The sequence below is a fragment of the Saccharothrix sp. CCNWYY140 genome (assembly GCF_037401995.1).
Lineage (GTDB): Bacteria > Actinomycetota > Actinomycetes > Mycobacteriales > Pseudonocardiaceae > Actinosynnema.
The window spans coordinates 45,256-62,354 of record NZ_JBBEGC010000004.1 but is presented as its reverse complement, the minus strand read 5'-3'; the positions used below and the strand labels follow the sequence as shown (position 1 = coordinate 62,354).

19 protein-coding genes are annotated in these 17,099 nt (G+C 72.9%); 12 read left to right on the top strand and 7 right to left on the bottom strand.

Features of this window, described 5'->3' with window-relative positions; translation table 11 throughout:
* The first annotated feature begins 32 nt into the window (after positions 1-32).
* From WBN91_RS03750 to WBN91_RS03740, 3 genes are all read left to right on the top strand, one after another.
* On the top strand, positions 33-758 hold the full coding sequence (locus tag WBN91_RS03750; RefSeq protein WP_337724183.1) for a GAF and ANTAR domain-containing protein: 726 nt from the start codon (positions 33-35) through the stop codon (positions 756-758).
* A gap of 48 nt (positions 759-806) precedes the next feature.
* Complete coding sequence (locus WBN91_RS03745) at positions 807-1,544, top strand: GAF and ANTAR domain-containing protein (protein ID WP_337724182.1); 738 nt, start codon at positions 807-809, stop codon at positions 1,542-1,544.
* 113 nt (positions 1,545-1,657) lie between these two features.
* The gene (locus WBN91_RS03740; protein WP_337724181.1) at positions 1,658-2,656 is read left to right on the top strand and encodes a tetratricopeptide repeat protein; all 999 of its coding nucleotides are present in this window, start codon (positions 1,658-1,660) and stop codon (positions 2,654-2,656) included.
* Between the two features lie 34 nt (positions 2,657-2,690).
* On the opposite strand, the gene WBN91_RS03735 is transcribed toward WBN91_RS03740, so the two are convergent.
* Positions 2,691-3,071, bottom strand: a complete 381-nt coding sequence (locus WBN91_RS03735; protein ID WP_337724180.1) for an HPF/RaiA family ribosome-associated protein — start codon at positions 3,069-3,071, stop codon at positions 2,691-2,693.
* A 47-nt stretch (positions 3,072-3,118) separates the two neighbouring features.
* The gene (locus tag WBN91_RS03730) at positions 3,119-4,021 is read right to left on the bottom strand and encodes an acyl-CoA desaturase (protein WP_337724205.1); all 903 of its coding nucleotides are present in this window, start codon (positions 4,019-4,021) and stop codon (positions 3,119-3,121) included.
* A gap of 411 nt (positions 4,022-4,432) precedes the next feature.
* Here WBN91_RS03730 and WBN91_RS03725 point away from each other — a divergent pair, with 411 nt between their 5' ends.
* The 3 genes from WBN91_RS03725 to WBN91_RS03715 all read left to right on the top strand — a co-directional run bounded on the left by WBN91_RS03725 (position 4,433) and on the right by WBN91_RS03715 (position 7,083).
* The gene (locus WBN91_RS03725) at positions 4,433-4,930 is read left to right on the top strand and encodes a DUF5994 family protein (protein WP_337724179.1); all 498 of its coding nucleotides are present in this window, start codon (positions 4,433-4,435) and stop codon (positions 4,928-4,930) included.
* Positions 4,927-5,082 (top strand): DUF6307 family protein, encoded by a 156-nt coding sequence (locus WBN91_RS03720; RefSeq protein ID WP_337724178.1) that lies wholly within the window; start codon positions 4,927-4,929, stop codon positions 5,080-5,082. The genes WBN91_RS03725 and WBN91_RS03720 overlap by 4 nt, the downstream gene beginning before the upstream one ends.
* Before the next feature lie 624 nt (positions 5,083-5,706).
* Complete coding sequence (locus WBN91_RS03715; RefSeq protein WP_337724177.1) at positions 5,707-7,083, top strand: ice-binding family protein; 1,377 nt, start codon at positions 5,707-5,709, stop codon at positions 7,081-7,083.
* 231 nt (positions 7,084-7,314) lie between these two features.
* Here the strand turns inward: WBN91_RS03715 and WBN91_RS03710 are convergent, their stop codons facing one another.
* On the bottom strand, positions 7,315-7,446 hold the full coding sequence (locus tag WBN91_RS03710) for a hypothetical protein (protein ID WP_337724176.1): 132 nt from the start codon (positions 7,444-7,446) through the stop codon (positions 7,315-7,317).
* Between the two features lie 401 nt (positions 7,447-7,847).
* Here WBN91_RS03710 and WBN91_RS03705 point away from each other — a divergent pair, with 401 nt between their 5' ends.
* The 6 genes from WBN91_RS03705 (at position 7,848) to WBN91_RS03680 (ending at position 14,324) form a co-directional block, all read left to right on the top strand.
* Complete coding sequence (locus WBN91_RS03705) at positions 7,848-8,204, top strand: STAS domain-containing protein (protein ID WP_337724175.1); 357 nt, start codon at positions 7,848-7,850, stop codon at positions 8,202-8,204.
* Positions 8,205-8,483: 279 nt separating this feature from the next.
* The gene (locus WBN91_RS03700; protein ID WP_337724174.1) at positions 8,484-9,617 is read left to right on the top strand and encodes a glycosyltransferase; all 1,134 of its coding nucleotides are present in this window, start codon (positions 8,484-8,486) and stop codon (positions 9,615-9,617) included.
* On the top strand, positions 9,614-10,624 hold the full coding sequence (locus WBN91_RS03695) for a hypothetical protein (protein WP_337724173.1): 1,011 nt from the start codon (positions 9,614-9,616) through the stop codon (positions 10,622-10,624). The genes WBN91_RS03700 and WBN91_RS03695 overlap by 4 nt, the downstream gene beginning before the upstream one ends.
* Positions 10,621-12,093 (top strand): glycoside hydrolase family 130 protein, encoded by a 1,473-nt coding sequence (locus tag WBN91_RS03690; RefSeq protein WP_337724172.1) that lies wholly within the window; start codon positions 10,621-10,623, stop codon positions 12,091-12,093. Before WBN91_RS03695 ends, WBN91_RS03690 begins: the two co-directional genes overlap by 4 nt.
* Positions 12,094-12,226: 133 nt before the next feature.
* Entirely contained in the window at positions 12,227-12,673 is a 447-nt protein-coding gene (locus WBN91_RS03685) for a DUF4383 domain-containing protein (protein ID WP_443217658.1), read from the top strand.
* A 127-nt stretch (positions 12,674-12,800) separates the two neighbouring features.
* Entirely contained in the window at positions 12,801-14,324 is a 1,524-nt protein-coding gene (locus WBN91_RS03680; RefSeq protein ID WP_337724171.1) for a hypothetical protein, read from the top strand.
* A 63-nt stretch (positions 14,325-14,387) separates the two neighbouring features.
* Here the strand turns inward: WBN91_RS03680 and WBN91_RS03675 are convergent, their stop codons facing one another.
* From WBN91_RS03675 to WBN91_RS03660, 4 genes are all read right to left on the bottom strand, one after another.
* On the bottom strand, positions 14,388-14,951 hold the full coding sequence (locus tag WBN91_RS03675; RefSeq protein WP_337724170.1) for a hypothetical protein: 564 nt from the start codon (positions 14,949-14,951) through the stop codon (positions 14,388-14,390).
* Between the two features lie 126 nt (positions 14,952-15,077).
* Complete coding sequence (locus WBN91_RS03670; RefSeq protein ID WP_337724169.1) at positions 15,078-16,139, bottom strand: MAB_1171c family putative transporter; 1,062 nt, start codon at positions 16,137-16,139, stop codon at positions 15,078-15,080.
* A 38-nt stretch (positions 16,140-16,177) separates the two neighbouring features.
* Positions 16,178-16,636, bottom strand: coding sequence for a hypothetical protein (locus WBN91_RS03665; RefSeq protein ID WP_337724168.1), 459 nt, complete (start codon positions 16,634-16,636; stop codon positions 16,178-16,180).
* 11 nt (positions 16,637-16,647) lie between these two features.
* Positions 16,648-17,082, bottom strand: coding sequence for a helix-turn-helix domain-containing protein (locus WBN91_RS03660; protein WP_337724167.1), 435 nt, complete (start codon positions 17,080-17,082; stop codon positions 16,648-16,650).
* Positions 17,083-17,099 lie beyond the last annotated feature (17 nt).

The following is a 17,099-nucleotide window of genomic DNA, read 5'->3' as shown; positions in this document are numbered from 1 at the left end:
GCTGCTCGACCAGGTGACCGGGAGGTCTCCGGATGGCCCGGTACACCACCAGCCGGTTGGCCCAGGTGAGCCGTTGGATCGCCGAGCGGGCCGCCGAACTGGACGTGCCCGTCTCGGTCGACGCCCTCTGCCTGACCGCCGTGACCCGGTTGGGGGTGACCGGCGCCGTGCTCAGCGTGGACACCTCCGGCTGGCCGGAGGTCCGGTGCGCCACGGACGCGCTGGGGGAGCGCCTGACCGAGTTGCAGGTGACGGTGGGGGAGGGGCCCGCGGTGGACGTCCGGCGCGCCGGTGGCCCGGCCCTCGTCGCCGATCTCGACGCCCCGTCCAGCCAGGCCCGGTGGCCGCTGTTCGCGCCGCTGGCGGTCGAGGCCGGCGCGGTCGCGCTGTTCGCGCTGCCGCTGTGCGTCGGCGCGATCCGGGTCGGGGTGCTGTCGCTGCACCGGCTCGACGTGGGCCACCTGGACGCCCCGACGCTCACCGACGCGCTGGCGTTCGCGGAACTGGCCCTGCGGCTGCTGCTGGACGAGCAGGCCGACCTGGACCCGGCGGGTGTCGCCGAGGACGGCCTGCCGCTGCACAACCCCCACGTCCACCAGGCGACCGGGATGGTCGCGGCGCAGCTGGGCGTGGGCATGGCCGACGCGTTCGCCCACCTGCGCGCACGGGCGTTCGCCGAGCAGGTGCCGCTGAGCGGGCTGGCGGCCGACGTCGTCGCCCGCCGGCGGCGGTTCCACCCCGACGGGGAACGACCGTGAGCACGGGGACACGACCGCACTCTGAACACACCCGCGGAGGTGGCTGCGATGGACGGTGACCGTCTCGTCGACACGTTCGTCGAGTTGGCCGACACCCTGGTCGACGACTTCGACGTCATCGACTTCCTGCACATGCTCGTGGACCGGTGCGTCGAACTGCTCGACGTCGACGCCGCGGGCCTGCTGCTGGCCGACCAGCGGGGCAGGTTGCAGCTGATCGCGTCGTCCAACGAGCAGGCGCGGCTGCTGGAGCTGTTCCAGTTGCAGAACGACGAGGGCCCCTGCCTGGACGCGTTCGCCACCGGCGCCAGGGTCAGCCACCCCGACCTGTCCGACGCGGGCGGGCGCTGGCCCCGGTTCACCGCGGCGGCCACCGAGGCGAGGTTCGCCGCCGTGGACGCGGTGCCCATGCGCCTGCGCGACGACGTGATCGGCGCGCTCAACCTCTTCCGCAACCGGTCCGGCGAGCTGGACGCCGGCGCGCTGCGCACCGCCACCGCGCTGGTCGACGTGGCCACCATCGGCCTGCTGCAACAACGGTCGATCCACCACCACCAGGTGCTGACCGAGCAACTCCAGGCCGCGCTGAACAGCCGGGTGGTCGTCGAACAGGCCAAGGGGCTGGTCGCCGAACGCCTCCAGGTCGACATGGACACCGCGTTCGCCGCGCTGCGCGGCTACGCCCGCGGGCACAACCTCAAGCTGAGCAGCGTCGCCCAGGACGTCATCGCGGGCGACATCGACACCCCGGCACTGCTCGGCGCGCCCGGACCACAGCGCCGCTGACCCCGTCGACCGATGGCCGGCGCACCCGGGGGTGTGCCAGACTGGCGGCCCTTGGTCGTTCGCCCCGGACCCCCGGTGAGCCGCCTTCGTGTCGGCGACCCGCCGGAGGAACCGTGTCCGAGCGCGACGGTGCGACGCCCGATTCGGAACCGGGCAGGCCGTGGCACGTGCCGGGGCGGGTCGTCATGGCCGACGTGGAATCCCTGCTGGCGTTCACCGCCGACCTCCGCGCGCTCGACTACCGCCACGGCGGTGGCCGCTGCCGCGAGATCGCGGTGTCCCGCCTGCCGTCCGCCTTGGCGCTGCTCGGCCGCCCCCGGGCCGACGACGTCTCCGGGCCGCTGAGCGTCGCCGTGGCCGACCTGCACAACCTGGCGGGGTGGTGTTGCTTCGACACCGGGCTGGCGCGGGAGGCGGTGCGGCACTTCCGCACGGCGCTGACCGTGGCGGCGGCGGGTGGGCACCTGGCGCTGACGTCCAACGTCTACTACCGGCTGGGACGGGTGTCGTTGCACCACAACGACATCGGGCGGGCGATGGCCGAGTTCCAGCTCGGCGAGCGGGCCGCCGCGGCCGGTGGGTCCGCGCTGTCGGCGGCGGTGATCGCCGCCAACCAGGCCTGGGCGCAGGCCCGGCTGGGACGGTCGGACGACGTGGCGACCTCCCTGGCCCGTGCCCGGGAGGACTTCGTGCGGGCGTCGGACGAGCCGGTCCCGGCGTGGGCGGCGTTCTTCACCGCCACCGACCTGAGCGCGATCACCGGCGTCGCCTACACCGAACTGGCCCGGACCGCGGACCTCCGCTACGCCGAGTTCGCCGCGGCCGTCCTGTCGACCGCCCTCGACGGCTACGGGTCGGGCATGGAGCGCAGCAGGGTGTTCAGCCTCATCTCCTTCGCGACCTGCCACCTGCTCGACGACCAGGTGGACGCGGCGGTCGACCTGGGCAACGAGGCGGTCGACCGGAGCGAGGCGTTGACCTCGACCCGGACGGTGCAGCGACTGCGACCGCTGCGCGACGAGGCCGCACGACGCCGCCGCCACCCCGGCGCACGGGCGCTGGTGAAGCGCATCCACGCCTTCCGGCCGGCTCCCGCCGTCCCGTCGGCGTGACCCGGCCGGGCCGGGGTGGCGGGTCGTCCGGGGGCTAGTCCTGCTCGGGTTCGGGCACCACCCTCAGCGCGCGGTTGTGCCGCGGTTCGGTGCGCGTCTTGGCGTCGTCGACCTGCCGGACCAACTCGTCGCGGACCTCGCTCAGCGCCGCGGGCAGGTCGCGCTTGGCGGAGGTGGCCACCAGGTGCAGGCGCGGGGTCCGGTTGACCCAGCACTCCAGGGTGACGCGCTGCTCGACGCCGTCGCGGTCCTTCACGCTGATCTCCAGGTCGACCTGGTCCGCGCGGAAGGACCGCAACCGCGAGCCGAGGGCGGCCAGGTGCACCGTGACCCAGTCTCGTTCGGACGCGTGGAACCCGGTCGCGAGCTGGAGGCGCTCGGCCACGATCCGGTCGCCTTCGGGGGTCTCGCGCATGCGTTGTCCGTCCTTTGTGGAGTGTCGTGCGGGAGCCGCCGCGGGTGTCAGGACGCGGTGGCCTTGAGGTTGCGGGCCAGGCGCTCCGGCCTGGGCCAGCGGACGTCGGTGGCCCAGCCGAGCACCTCGAAGACCCGGATCAGCCGGGCGGAGACGTCGATCTGGCCGCGCCGCACGCCGTGGCGGGCGCAGGTCGGGTCGGCGTGGTGGGAGTTGTGCCAGGACTCGCCCATCGACAGGATCGCCAGGGGCCAGAAGTTGGCGGATTTGTCGCGCGAGGTGAACGGCCGGTCGCCGATCATGTGGCAGATCGAGTTCACCGACCAGGTGACGTGGTGCAGCACGGCGACGCGCACCAGGCCCGCCCAGAAGAACGCGGTCAGCGCGCCCCACCAGCTCCAGGTGAGCAACCCGCCGGCGAGCGCGGGCGCGAGCAGCGTCACGGCGGTCAGCGCGGGGAACCAGCGGTCGACGCGCCGGATGTCGTCGTCGGCGAGCAGGTCGGGGGCGAAGCGGGCGGCGTTGGTCAGTTCCCGCTGGAACAGCCAACCCATGTGGGCGTGCCAGAAGCCCTTGGCCAGCGCGCGCGCCGAGGTGCCGAACAGCCACGGTGAGTGCGGGTCGCCCTCGCGGTCGGCGTAGGCGTGGTGGCGGCGGTGGTCGGCGACCCAGCCGATGACCGGCCCCTGCATGGCCATGCTGCCGGTCACGGCGAGCCCGATCCGCAGCGCGCGGGTGGCCTTGAACGCGCCGTGGGTGAAGTGGCGGTGGAAGCCGACCGTCACCCCGAGGCAGGTGAGGGTGTAGAAGAACACGGCGAGGCCGACGTCCACCCAGCCCAACCCCCAGCCCCACGCCAGCGGCACCGCCGCGGCCAGGGCCAGCGCCGGGACGACGGCGAACAGCTTGACCAGGAACATCTCGGCCGACGTCTTCTCGCCGGCCAGCATCGGGCGCGGCGCGGTCTCGGCTCGGGGTGCGTCCGGTCGGAGTTTCGAGTTCACGTGGGTACCTCCGGGAACGGCGTTCGCTTCTGCCGTCGCCGGGGTCCGGGGCGATGGGTGTGGGATCGGGCGGGGTGCCGGTGCGGCAGGCGGTCCCGTCGGGTCGCCACGCTCGTCAGGGTACCCGTGGGCGTGGTCGGGGCAAACCGGAGGACGAATTCCCGGCGTTTTCCGGGGATTTTCGTGCGGCTTTGGACGGCGACCGCGAAAAAACACCCCGGAGCTATTTCGTCGATCACGCCACCAGGCGGGTAGGATCGACTTGTCGAGAACATCCCGTACCTGGGCGGTCAAGCCCACGTCGTGCTCGGCGAAACCTGGCACCGGCCTTTCCCCGGCCGGAGACGGGAGTCCGACATGGTGTCGGCACCCCACCTTCCCCCCACCCCACCGCGCACCGAACGGCACCCCCGACGGCCGCGGCTGGAGGCGTTCCTCCCCACGGGGCACCTCGACCGCGACTGGTGGCCGCGATCGGTCGACCTCGTCGCCGGACTGCCCGCGTCGCTCGCGGTGCTCGCGGCACGGCTGGGTGACGCCCTGCGGGTGAACTACATCCTCTCCGAGTGGAACCCCACGCCCCGCCGCGGCCGGCCGGAGGGGTCCACCGCGCACACCTTGGACCGGGTCGCGGCGGACGGGCACCGCCGCACGCTGCTCGCCGTGCCGTCGACCACCGACCGGGCCACCGCGCACCGGGCCACGGCCCTCGCCGCGGAGCGCGCCACCGCCCAGCCCGCGGCCGACCTCGGCGCGGGCACCTCGACCCCACACCCGGCCGACCTGTCCGCCCTCGCGGGCTGGGAAACGGACGGTGGTCGGGTCCCGCAGCAGACGACCAGGAGCACATCATGACGACTTCGACTTACGTGTCCACCTACGAGCGCAGGGTCGAGCTGGTCCGGGAAGCGCTGACGGCGCATTCCCGACTCAGCCGGCAGGACGCCCGCGCTCTCGCCGTGCACGTGCTGGACGTGCTGGACCACATCCCGGAGAAGGTGCGCTGACCCTCGACCGGAGGATTCCGGAGGCCGCCCAGCGGGCGTTCGGAGCTCCGGCCTCCCCCGCGCCGCCCACCGCCCGGGTCGTGAAGTCCCGGATCCGTCCGTCGGTGCCGGCCTTCGTCGACAAGTCCGTCCACGGGTCCACGGTGTCCACTGTGGACCCGTTGAGCTGAGCCGGTCGAGCCGCCCGTCGGACGACCCGCGCCGCCCCACCGTGGCCACTGTGGATCCCGTTGTCACTCGATGGTGTCGACGGGATCTTGCGCGAAAGAAGTCCGCAATATTCGGGTGAGCAATCCTCTGTGGACTCGCCTGGCGGCATGGGTAACTCGTTCGAGTGGACATTTGCGTTGTTCGCGCTGTTCGCCCGATTTTCGCGTGGCGTTCCGCATTCAGCGCCCCTAGCGTCTGCCGACGGTGGCCGGGGCCGCCGAACCGGGTCATTGGCTGGTCCACAGTGGACTCGTGGCCCGGTCGCATGTCCGCGTGTGCGGAAGACCTCGATCACTTGGGCGGGCCGGTGCTGGTGCCGGCCGGTTGACTGATCGACCGAGGGCAACACGGATGAACCGCATACCCACAGCGGCGTCGCCAGAGGTGTCCCGGCACCTCAGGTGGGCCGCGCTGTTGGCCGTCGGTGCCGTACTCGGCACCCTGATCCTCTTCGGCACGTTGTCGAGACCACCCGAAGCGCACGCCGTCGAGGCGCCGGTGGACCTGGGCACCGCGGAGAGCTTCTCGGTACTGGGAGGTGCGTCGGTCACCAACACCGGTGACAGCACGTTGAACAGAGACCTCGGCGTGAGTCCGGGTACCAGCATCACAGGCTTCCCGCCCGGCATCGTCGGCGGCACCATCCACAACAACGACGCGGTGGCCGCTCAAGCGCAGTCCGACCTGACAGTCGCCTACAACGACGCCGCGGGCCGCGCGCCCACCGCCGAGGTCCCGGCCGACCTCGTCGGACTGACGTTGGTCGGAGGCGTCTACCGGGCGCCCGGGGCGCTCGGGCTGTCCGGGGCGATGACCCTCGACGGCCAGGGGGACCCGAACACGGTCTGGATCTTCCAGGTGGCCTCGACGTTGATCACCGCCTCGAACAGCTCGATCAACCTCGTCAACGGCGCTCGGGCGTGCAACGTCTTCTGGCAGGTCGGCAGTTCCGCGACCCTGGGCACGAACTCGGACTTCGTCGGCACGATCATGGCGCTGACGTCGATCTCGGCGAACACGGGCGCGGACGTCCAAGGCCGGGCGCTCGCACGCAACGGCTCGGTCACCCTGGACGACAACACCTTCACCACCGACCTGTGCGAGGTCATCCCGACCACGACCACCACAACCACGACGGACGCCACCACCACGACGACGGACACCACGACCACGACCACCGACACCACCACCACGACCGACACCACGACGACCACGACCGACACGACCACGACGACCACCGGCACCACGACCACCGGCACCACGACCACCGGCACCACGACGACCGGCACGACGACCACCGGCACGACGACCACCGGCACGACAACTACCGGCACGACGACCACCGGCACGACAACTACCGGCACGACGACCACCGGCACGACAACTACCGGCACGACGACGACTGGCACGACTACCACCGGTACGACCACTGGCACGACCACGACTGGCACGACCACGACCGGTACGACCACGGGCACCACCACGACCGGTACGACCACTGGTACGATCACGGGCACCACGACGTCGGGCACGACCACGGGCACCACGACGAGCGCCCCCACGTCCGGCACGACCACCACGACCTCGCACGGCGGTGGTGTGGTTCCCAGCACGACACCCAAGCCCGGCGACTTCAGGCCGACGGAGCACGTGCCGCCACATCCCACGGGGCTGGCGGCCACCGGATCGACGTCTCCCGTCGGCCTGCTGATCAGCCTGGGTGCCCTGTTCGTGGCACTCGGTGCCGCGCTCATCGGCGTCGCACGTCAGCGAGCACGTCTGAAGAGGTGACGACCTGAACGACGATGCCCGGTCGGTGCCGAGCACTACGCGCACCGACCGGGCATCACGTGCGAACTCGCCGACGTGCGCCGGCCGGTCAGCGACCGGTGGAGCGCGACCGCCGGCGGCGGCTCGCGTTCACGCGGACACGCCTGCGCCACCACGGGCTGCGGGCCGCGGTGGTGTCGGCGGGCTGGGGGACGGGTGGTGGCTGTGGGGCCGAGGGGTCCGGTGTGGTGGTCACGACGCGCTGCCTTCGGCGGGGTGCGCCGGGCGTCGTGGTTCGCGCAGTGCCGCTCGCAGGCCGCGCGTGGCCCCGTCGGCCGTCGTCAGGACGTCCTCGGTGGTCGGGTCGGTGAGGTTCGTGGTCATCGGGGTGGTCCCCGTCTCCGGTCCGCCAGGCTCTGCCGGACGTCGTCGTGCGCCCGCCGGTGGCGCCGGCTGGGATGTCGGCGGTCAAGGCGCATCGGTACGTCCCACCCTACGCCGAAATTCGCCGACCGACCGGCTTCGGTCGTTTTTTCGGTTCGACCGCCGCAGCCCGGCCGATTTTCTCGAGAATTTCACCCGGTGAGGTTTGAAACGGCCTTGTTCGGGGTTCTCGCCCGGCTCTATGCTGTGCGTGGCGAGTTCCTCCGCCCGGACCCCGCGGACGGCCACCTCCAGGTGAGAGGACCCTCATGGCCATCCCCGCTCGTAGTCCCGCTCGTCCACTTCCGCCCGATGCCGCCCTCCTGAGCTCCGGGCTGGCGTCCGCTCGACTGTTCACGGTCGTGACCCGGACGCTGTCGTCGTCCACCGTGGTGTGCGCGGTCTCCGGGGAAGTGGACCTCTGGACGGCGCCGCGGCTGCGCGACAGCCTGGTGGCGCAGCTGCGCCCGGCCGGTCCGGACCTGGTCGCCGACCTCGGCGAGGTCGGTTTCCTCGGCGCGGCGGGGCTCGCCGCGCTGGTGGAGGCCCGGTCCGAGGCGGACGCGTTCGGGGTGCGCTTCTGCCTCGTCGCCCGCACCCGCCCGGTCCTGCGGCCGTTGGCGGTCGCCGGACTGCTCCTCGCGTTCGACCTGTACGTCCACGTCGACGGCGTGCCGGCCCGGGCCGCGCCTCCGGGTCACCGCCTCCCGGGCTCCTGACGGCGGCACGCGCCGGGCGTGAGGCCGCACGGGGAGGCGCAACTCCTGCCGGCCGGCACTGACAACGCACCGCTCGTCTGATTGTCCGGGCGGTGGCGGAAAAGCTCGAATTCACCGTGGCCGGGTCGGAAGTCCGCGCGCGAATTTCCGGCGTTCCGGTGGTTTTCGATTGTTCTCAGCGGAATCTCAGCGGCAATTCCGCCGGCGCGGCGTAGCGTCGGATCACCCGCCCGGGGACGTGACCGCCGTCGCCGCTCCTCCACCTCGAAAGGTCTTGGCATGGCTCGAACCTACGGGTTCCTCAGCACGTACCCCCCGACGCAATGCGGTCTGGCCACGTTCACCGCCGCGCTGCTCGACCACCTGGTCGCCGCGACACCGGGAGGTCGCGGGAGGGTCGTCCGCGTGCTCTCCGACACCGACCGGCCGCACGGCCCGACGTCGCCCGTGGTGCACGAGATGGTCGCCGGTGGTGTCGAGGCGGGCGCGGACGTGCTCAACGACTGCGACGTGGTCGTGGTGCAGCACGAGTACGGCATCTACGCCGGCCGCGACGGCGAGGACGTGCTCGGTGTGCTCGCCCGGCTGCGCGTCCCGGTGGTCGTCGTGCTGCACACCGTCCTCACCGAGCCCACACCAGGGCAACGCCAGGTGCTGGAGGACGTGGTCGGCCAAGCGGACGCGGTGGTGACCATGTCGGAAGCGGCACGGGACCGGCTGCTCGCCGGGTACGCCGTCGCACGCGCCGAGGACGTGGTGGTCATCCCGCACGGGGCGCTGCCCGTCGACACCCCCACGACCGAACCGCCGCCGCGCGCCGACCGGCCGCTGATCCTCACGTGGGGGCTGCTCGGGCGTGGCAAGGGCGTCGAGTGGGGCATCTCCGCCCTGGGGATGCTGCGGGACCTGAACCCGCGCTACCTGGTGGCCGGTCAGACGCACCCGAAGGTGTTGGCGTCCGAGGGCGAGGCCTACCGCACGCACCTGGGTGCGCGGGCCGCCGCGTTCGGGGTCGCCGACCTGGTCGAGTTCGACGCGACCTACCGGCCGGTGGACGCGCTGGCCGAGCTGGTCGGCCGCGCCGACGTGGTGCTGCTGCCCTACGAGTCCTCCGAACAGGTCACCTCCGGTGTCCTCATCGAGGCCGTGGGCGCCGGCCGACCCGTGGTCGCGACGGAGTTCCCGCACGCGGTCGAACTGCTGGCGGGCGGGGCGGGGCTGGTGGTGCCGCACCGCGACCCGGTGGCCATCGCCGCCGCGCTGCGGCGCGTGCTGACCGATCCGGGGTTGGCCGCGGGGATGGGCGAGCGGGCCCGGCGGCTCGCGCCGAGCGTGAGCTGGCCCGCGGTCGCGCGCCGCTACCTCGGCCTGGCCGAGCGGCTCACCGCCGCCCGGGTCGTGGCCACCCCGTGACCGGCCCGAGCTTCGCCCACCTGGTCCGGCTCAGCGACGACGTGGGCCTGCACGAGCACGCCCTGGGTCCGCTGCCGCTGCGCGAGCACGGCTACTGCCTGGACGACGTGGCCCGCGGGCTGGTCGTGCTGTGCCGCGAGCCGGACCCGTCCGCCGAGCTGGTCGCGCTGCTGGAGCGCTACCTCGCCTTCACCGCCCACGCGCAGACCGCGGACGGGCGCTTCCACAACCGGCTCGGGCACGACCGGGTGTGGCGCGACGAGCCGGGTCTGGGCGACTGGTGGGGCCGCGCCCTGTGGGGCCTGGGCACCGCCGCCGCCCGCGCGCCGCTGCCGTGGCTGCGCGCGGCGGCCCTGGCCCGCTTCGACGCGAGCGCCCACCACCGCCCGCCGTCGGTGCGGTCGATGTGCTTCGCCGCGCTGGGCGCGGCCGAGGTGCTGCGCGCGGTGCCGGACCACGAGCTGTCGGTGAAGCTGCTGGCGGACATCCCCGCCGTCGTCGGAGGGCCGGACCGGGCGGTGCCGTGGCCGTGGCCCGAGGCACGCCTGTTCTACGCCAACGCCGTGCTGCCCGAAGCGCTCATCGCCGCCGGCGAACTCCTGCGCGACCGCCAAGTCCTCGACGACGGCCTGTGGCTGCTGGCGTGGCTGCTGGCCGCGGAGACCCACGGCGACCGGCTCTCGCCCACGCCCGTGCACGGGTGGCGCGCCGGCGAGCACCGCCCGGCGTTCGACCAGCAGCCCCTCGAAGCCGCCGCGCTCGCCGACGCCTGCGCCCGCGCCCACCGGGCGACCGGGGAGCGGGCGTGGCTGGCCGGGGTCCGGCGCGCGGTGGCGTGGTTCGGCGGCGACAACGACACCGGGGTGCCGCTGCTGGACGACGAGACCGGCGGCGGGTGCGACGGCCTGTCGCACGACGGGCGCAACCCCAACCAGGGCGCCGAGTCCACGCTGGCGCTGATCTCGACCCTCCAGCACGCCCGCGCGTTCACCGGGAGCGCCGGGTGAGCGCCCTGGTGACCCGGGGCCGGGTGCGGCTGCGGCCGGACCCGCGCCGGGTCGTCACCAGGCTGTTCGTGCCGGGGGAGGAGAAGCCCGAGCACGAGTCCCGTTCCGCGGCCGTGGTCCGGCGGGTGATGGCGTTGGACGAGCCCGCCGTGGAGGCCGCGCTGACCCGCACGGTGCGGTCGTTCGCGCGGCGGCACCGCGACCTGCGCGAGACCTTCGCCGACCACTTCGCGAGCGTCGGCCACCGCCTCGACCCCGGCGTGGAGCTGACCGAAGCGCGGCGGATGCTGATCGGCGCGTACTTCACCCACGAGTACTCCGTGGAGGGCGCGGCGCTGTGCAACCCGTCGCTGGTGGTGCACCCCGACCAGGAGGGCGTGCCGCGCGGCCACCTGCGGTGCGTGCTCAGCGTGCGCGGCATCGGTGAGGGTCACATGTCCTCGATCGGGTTCCGCACCGCCGTGATCGCACCCGACGGCACGCTCGCCGTCACCCCGCCCTCGGCGTTCGCCACGGTCGGCGTGCGGCGCGAGCCGGTGCACGAGAAGGCGCTGTTCCGGGGCAAGCTCGCCGAGTTCGGCCACGACGACGAGGTCTCCGCCGTGCTCAACCGGTACCTGCCCGAGCGCTTCACCGGCGGCGAGCTGGACCTGCTGCTGGCCACCCTGCACCCGCGCCTGGTCGCCCGGCAGGAGGCGCACCGCACCATCGAGCTGATCCGGTGGATCGCCGCGTGCAGCTACACCGCCGAGTTCGCCGAGGACACCTCGCTGAGCGAACGGGTGCTGTGGCCCACCGGCCCGTCCGAGCGGCAGGGCATGGAGGACGCCCGGTTCGTGCGCTTCACCGACGACGACGGCGAACGGACCCACTACGCCACCTACACCGCCTACGACGGCGTGGACGTCGCGCCACAACTGTTGGAGACCAAGGACTTCCGCACCTTCCGCGTCACCCAGACCACTGGTCCGGGCGCGCGCAACAAGGGCATGGCGCTGTTCCCCCGGCGGATCGGCGGCCGGTACGCGGCACTGTCGCGCGGCGACGGGGAGAGCACCTTCGTCACGACCTCCGACGACCTCCGCTGCTGGACGTCGCCACGCCGGGTGGCGGCGCCGTCCCGGGACTGGGAGCTGGTGCAGGTCGGCAACTGCGGCTCGCCCATCGAGACCGACGAGGGCTGGCTCGTGCTCACCCACGGCGTGGGCCCGATGCGGGTCTACTCGATCGGCGCGATGCTGCTCGACCTCGACCACCCCGAGCGGGTGCTGGCGAGCCTGCCCGACCCGCTGCTGGTTCCTTCCGGCGAGGAGCGTGACGGGTACGTGCCCAACGTCGTGTACTCGTGCGGAGGTCTGCTGCACGGCGACACGCTCGTGATCCCGTACGGAACAAGTGATTCCTCCATCGCGGTGTGCACCACGTCGCTGACGGCGCTGTTGGCCGCGATGGGGCGTGGGGTGGGGTGACGGCGTCGGTGGGTGGTCGTGGCGGGCCGGAGTGTGCCCGCCGCGCAGACCGGCTGTGCCCGTTTCTCGTTCGTCTCGGTGGGGTAGTACTTCCGGATAGTCGCCGGTGGTGCTCTTCTTGACAGGAGTCGGGATGTCCCGAGCGCGGATGACCGCACCTTCCCCGGTGCGTGTGGCGACCCTGGCCGTGAGCGCGCTGTTCATCGTGGTCGGCGTGGCGGGGTTCATCCCGTGGGTGACGGCCGACTACGAAGAGTTGCGGTTGGCGGGTCGGCACTCGCACGCCCTGCTGTTCGGCGTGTTCGAGGTGTCGGTCGTGCACAACCTCGTCCACCTCGCGTTCGGCGTCACCGGTGTGCTCCTGGGCAGGTCGGTGCGCAGCGCGACCCTCTTCCTGGTCACCGGCGGCGTGCTCTACCTGCTGCTGTGGCTGTACGGGTTGTTGATCGACGAGGACAGCGCCGCCAACGGCCTGCCCGTCAACGACGCCGACAACTGGCTGCACCTCGTGCTCGGCATCGGGATGACCGCGCTGGGGTTGAGGCTGGGCAAGCCGACCCCGCCGCGCGCCACCCGGTGACCGCTCGTCGGAGCCCAGCGGTGGACTGAACGTTCCGACCCGCTCGCCCGAATGGGCGGCGGAGGCTGCCCGCGGGACGGGGCGCGGGGGCGTTGTGCTCGTCGGACGCCCGGCGGAGCTTGGGGGCATGGGCACCGCCCGTGAAGACCGCACACCGCCCGTGCCACAGCCTGAGCCGGTCCGCAGACCCCGACCGGCCCCAGCCGGCCTGCTGGCCCTCCAACGCGGCGCGGGCAACGCCGCCACCTGCGCGGCGTTGCGCCGGATGCCCGTGGTCCAGCGGGCGATCGGGTTGGAGATCGAGGTCTCCATCCCGGCCGACCGGCTCACCGCGCCGCAGGCGGCGAACCTGGCCGCCTTCGAGGCGGCTGTGCCGCCGAACCGGCTCGGCGCGGCGGCGTACGCGCAGGCGAACGGGTGGATGCAGTACGGCACCATCGTCCGGCCGCTCGCCAACGGGTTCCACGTCGAGGCCGACCACGACAACCGCGTGGTGACGCAACCCGCGTTCCAGCAGCCGCTGCCCGAGGCCGGCATCGACACGATCCTGGAGATCGTCACCGACGCCAACGCCGCGGACACCGTGCCCCAGTTCCGCCAGGTCGTCCAGAACGTCCGCAACTGGATCACGGCCGTGGAGGCCGCCACCGCGGGGATGACCACGCGCGCCGCGCCACCCGGCGGCCTCGCCAACCGCCACATCGGCCCGATGACCTACGGCGCCCCGCTCGCGGCACGCCTGCCGCACCACAACTGGCTGGGCAGCGTCCAGGTCAACCTCGGCATCGACCTGCGCGAGTACCACAGCATGATGAAGTGGTACGCCGACTCGCGCTTCGCGAAGGCCAAGCGCGTCCCGCCCGGTGACCAGCAGATCTTCCGGGACATCAAGGCGCACATGCGGCTCGCGGTCGCCGTGGGCCGGACCGTCACCGCGGACATCATCGCGGGCAACCTGCCCGCCGGGGCCGGCGGGATCGTCGCGCCCCCGCTGCCCGCGCCGGTGGTCCAGCAGGCGGGCAACCTGCGCGGCATCCGCGGCTGGGTGACCCACATGGCCCTCTACCTGGCCCGCGCGCACGCGGCCGGGTTGGGCGGCAGCCTCAAGAACCTCACGCCCCTGCTGATGAAGACCCCGCCCGCCGTCGCCACGCACTACGGCCTGACCGCCGCCGAGATCGCCGTCTTCAACGCCCGCTCCCAGGCCATCCTGGAACACGTCCTGGCACTGGTCGGCCGCCCGGTCGGCCCGGGGGCGGGCGGCGGCACGGCGGTGTTCGGCGCGCACCTGGCCACCGCGCACGACGTCGCGACCAACCCCTGGACCGTCGTGGCGCCGACCGGCGGACACCTGGCCAACCTCGCCGGCGGCGTGACCCCGTTGACCGGCCGCCCCCTGCTGGGCGCCACCGGCGTCGGCCCGGCCCGCACCGGCGCCCACCTGGGCGGCCTCCCCGCACCCGCCCCCGGCGTCGTCGGCGGCCTGCACGCCCCCGGCGGCGCACCTGCCGTGGTGGGCGCGGGCGCCCGCGGCGGCTTGGTCACGGAGTTCCGCACCCTGCCCGGCCTTTATCCGCCCGACCAGTGGGAGGCCTTGGGCGTGGCGTTCCTCCGCGCGGCGATCCGGCGCAACTCCCGTCCGGGCGTGTGAAGCTGATTTCGACGACGATTCCGGGCCGACTACGAGGCGGCGCACTGACCGACGCGGCTGTGGCTACTCCCAGGTGACCTGGAGCAGGTCGGAGGTGAGTTGGGTGAGGCCGTTGACCGCGCAGTCGGCGTTGGTGTGCAGCACGATCGGGTAGGCGTTGGCGGTGTCGCCGGCCAGGGGGCCGCTGGTGAAGTAGGCGCTGATGGTCAGCCGGTCCGCGGTCGGGTCGGTGTTGACGGTGATGCGGAACTTGCTCTTCTCGCCGGTGTTCCAGGTGAGGACGGCGCCTTCGGTGATCGTCATCGCGGGCGCGCAGGGGGCGGTGCCCAGCGGCCTGGTGACCGTTCCGGTGCCGGTGCGGACGCCTGACTTGAGGCGGGTGTACTGGCCGTTGGGTGACACGCAGTCCACCAGCCCGCCGCCCACGTCGGCGGTGGAGGTGGTGTTGGTGGCGGTCAGCGGCGGGGTGAAGTTGAACTGGAAGTTGCCGGTGCAGGTCAGGTCACCGGTCGCCGCGTGCGCGGTGGGCCACTGCGTCCACGTCATCAGCAGGGCGGCGACGAGCACGGCCACCGCGCGGGACCGGCGCGGCACGCGTCCGGTGATCGGGTCGAGGGGATGCTTCATCGAGTACCTCCCGAACTGGCGAGCCGAACCGGTGCAAAACCCAGGGAATCTTCGACCGGCCACATGGCGGCTGCCAATCCGCCGTCGGAGTACCCGGACTGATCCTTTCGGGCGTCGGCCGAGGGGTCACCGGGGGAGCGGTCTGCCGCTCGTTGTCCGGTGGAAGGCGGTGGAGACCTCGCTGAGGAACAGGGTGTCGTCCACCAGGTCGGTGCCTCCCGACGGGGTGGCGGGGTGCGGGTGGGGTGGTGCACCTGTGGAGCGGGCGTGGAGGGCGGCGGCGATGGTCGCGGCTTCTGTTGCGGCGTCAGGGGTTCGTGCGGTCGGGTAGGGGCGGTAGGGCTGGAGGGCGAGCAGGCCGTCGCGGATTTCGATGACCCTGCGGTACAGCCGCAATCGCAGGTGGCGCAGCACCAGGACGTCGGGCACGGTCGTCCGGTCCAGTGCGATCGCGGGGTCGGCCCGGTACAGGGCGCGCCACAGCGGGCCGAGCCGGCGGTACAGGCGGTGGTGGTGCAGCCAGCCCAGGGCGGCGGGCAGGGCGGCGCCGAGCAGGACGAGCACGTACGAGGTGGTCGGGAGCACCTTGCCGGGCAGGACCGTGCGGCCGAAGGGGAATTCGAAGCCCAGGCGCGGCGAAACGGCCAGCACGGTCTTGTTGGCGAGGTACAGCAAGCCGAGCGCGGTCCCCGCGGTGAACACCCGCAGGCTGACGCGGATGGCGTGGTCGGGCGCCCGGCGGGCGTGGCGCAGGCCGAAGTGGATGACGGAGACCAGCGCGGGCGCCTGGGTGGCGGCGTAGGCCAGGCAGTACTCCATGACCCACGGGGACTGGGGGAGCAGGTCGGGCAGCGCGGCGAACAACGCGCACATCACCGCGAACCCGGAAATCACCCACCACGTCTGCCACCGGGGGCCACGCGGTCGGCCGTCGACACGGGCGATGAACTCCTGGGCGGCCCACGCGGTGAGCACCATGCCGGTGTGGCTGATCAGCCGGGGTGCGTGGGAGACACCGGTCGCCTGCCCCAGTGCCGCGTAGACGGCCGGCACCTGCACGGTCAGCGAGCACGCCAGGCCCACCAGCACCCAGCGCAGCCACACCCGCGTGCGGTCCCTGCTGCCGGAGGTCAGCACCAGCGCCCAGGCCAGGGCGGCCGGTCCCCAGTGCCGCAGCGCCTCACCCATGCAGCGCTCCACCATGCAGCGCCTCACCCATCAGCGCCTCACCCATATCGGGCGCCCTCCAACGCGGTGCGCAGCGATCCGGTGGGCACGTCCCGCTGGCGGATGAGGGAGGCGAGCAGTTCGGCCTCCCGTTCCTCCGCGGTCGAGTAGCCGGCGCGCCCCAGGACGCGCTGCACGAGGGCGGGGTCGAGGTCGGGCAGCAGCAGCCGCGCCCGTTCGGCCAGTGACACCGAGGCCGGGTAGTGGTCGCACAGCACGTGCGCGAGCTCGTGCAGGACGATGTGGTCGCGGTGGGGCGGGGTGGTGTCGCTCTCGTGGAAGATCAGGTCGGTGGTGTCCGTGGCGATCCACAGGCCGCACACGCCGGTGAGACCGGCCACGGGGATCAACCGGATCGGCCTGCCGCGGGCGTCGGCGACGGCCCGGCACAGCGGGCCGACGTCGAAGGGCACGGGTGTGGGCAGTTCGCGCAGCAGGGCCGCGTGCCGGCGCCGCATCCGCGCCCGGGTCACGGCGGCGGGTCCGGCGATTCGGGCTGGGGCAGTCCTTCCAGCTCGCGCACCCGCTCGACCATGTCGGCGATGGCTTCCAGGCTCCTGGCGGACAACCCGTTGGCGCGCAACGCGATCTGCCGCACCGGTGCGTCGCGCAGCGCGGTGAGCAGGGCCAGTTGCGCGTCGATGCGCTCGGTCTCGGCGTCGTCGAAGAAGTACGCGGGCGGCACGCCGAAGAACCCGGCGACCGCCTCCAGGTGGCGCTTGGTCGGGTTGTCGCGGATGCCCTTGCGCAGCTGCCAGAGGTAGGTGGCGGAGATCGTCGGGCCGCCCTTGTCGCGGATGGCGCGGGCGACCTCGTCGAAGGAGTACTCGCCGCCGTCGTGCGGGCGCACGGTGCGGAACAGGTGGTCCACCTTGGCGGCGAGCGTCCCGGCGTCCTCGGACATGGCGTCAGCCTAACCCG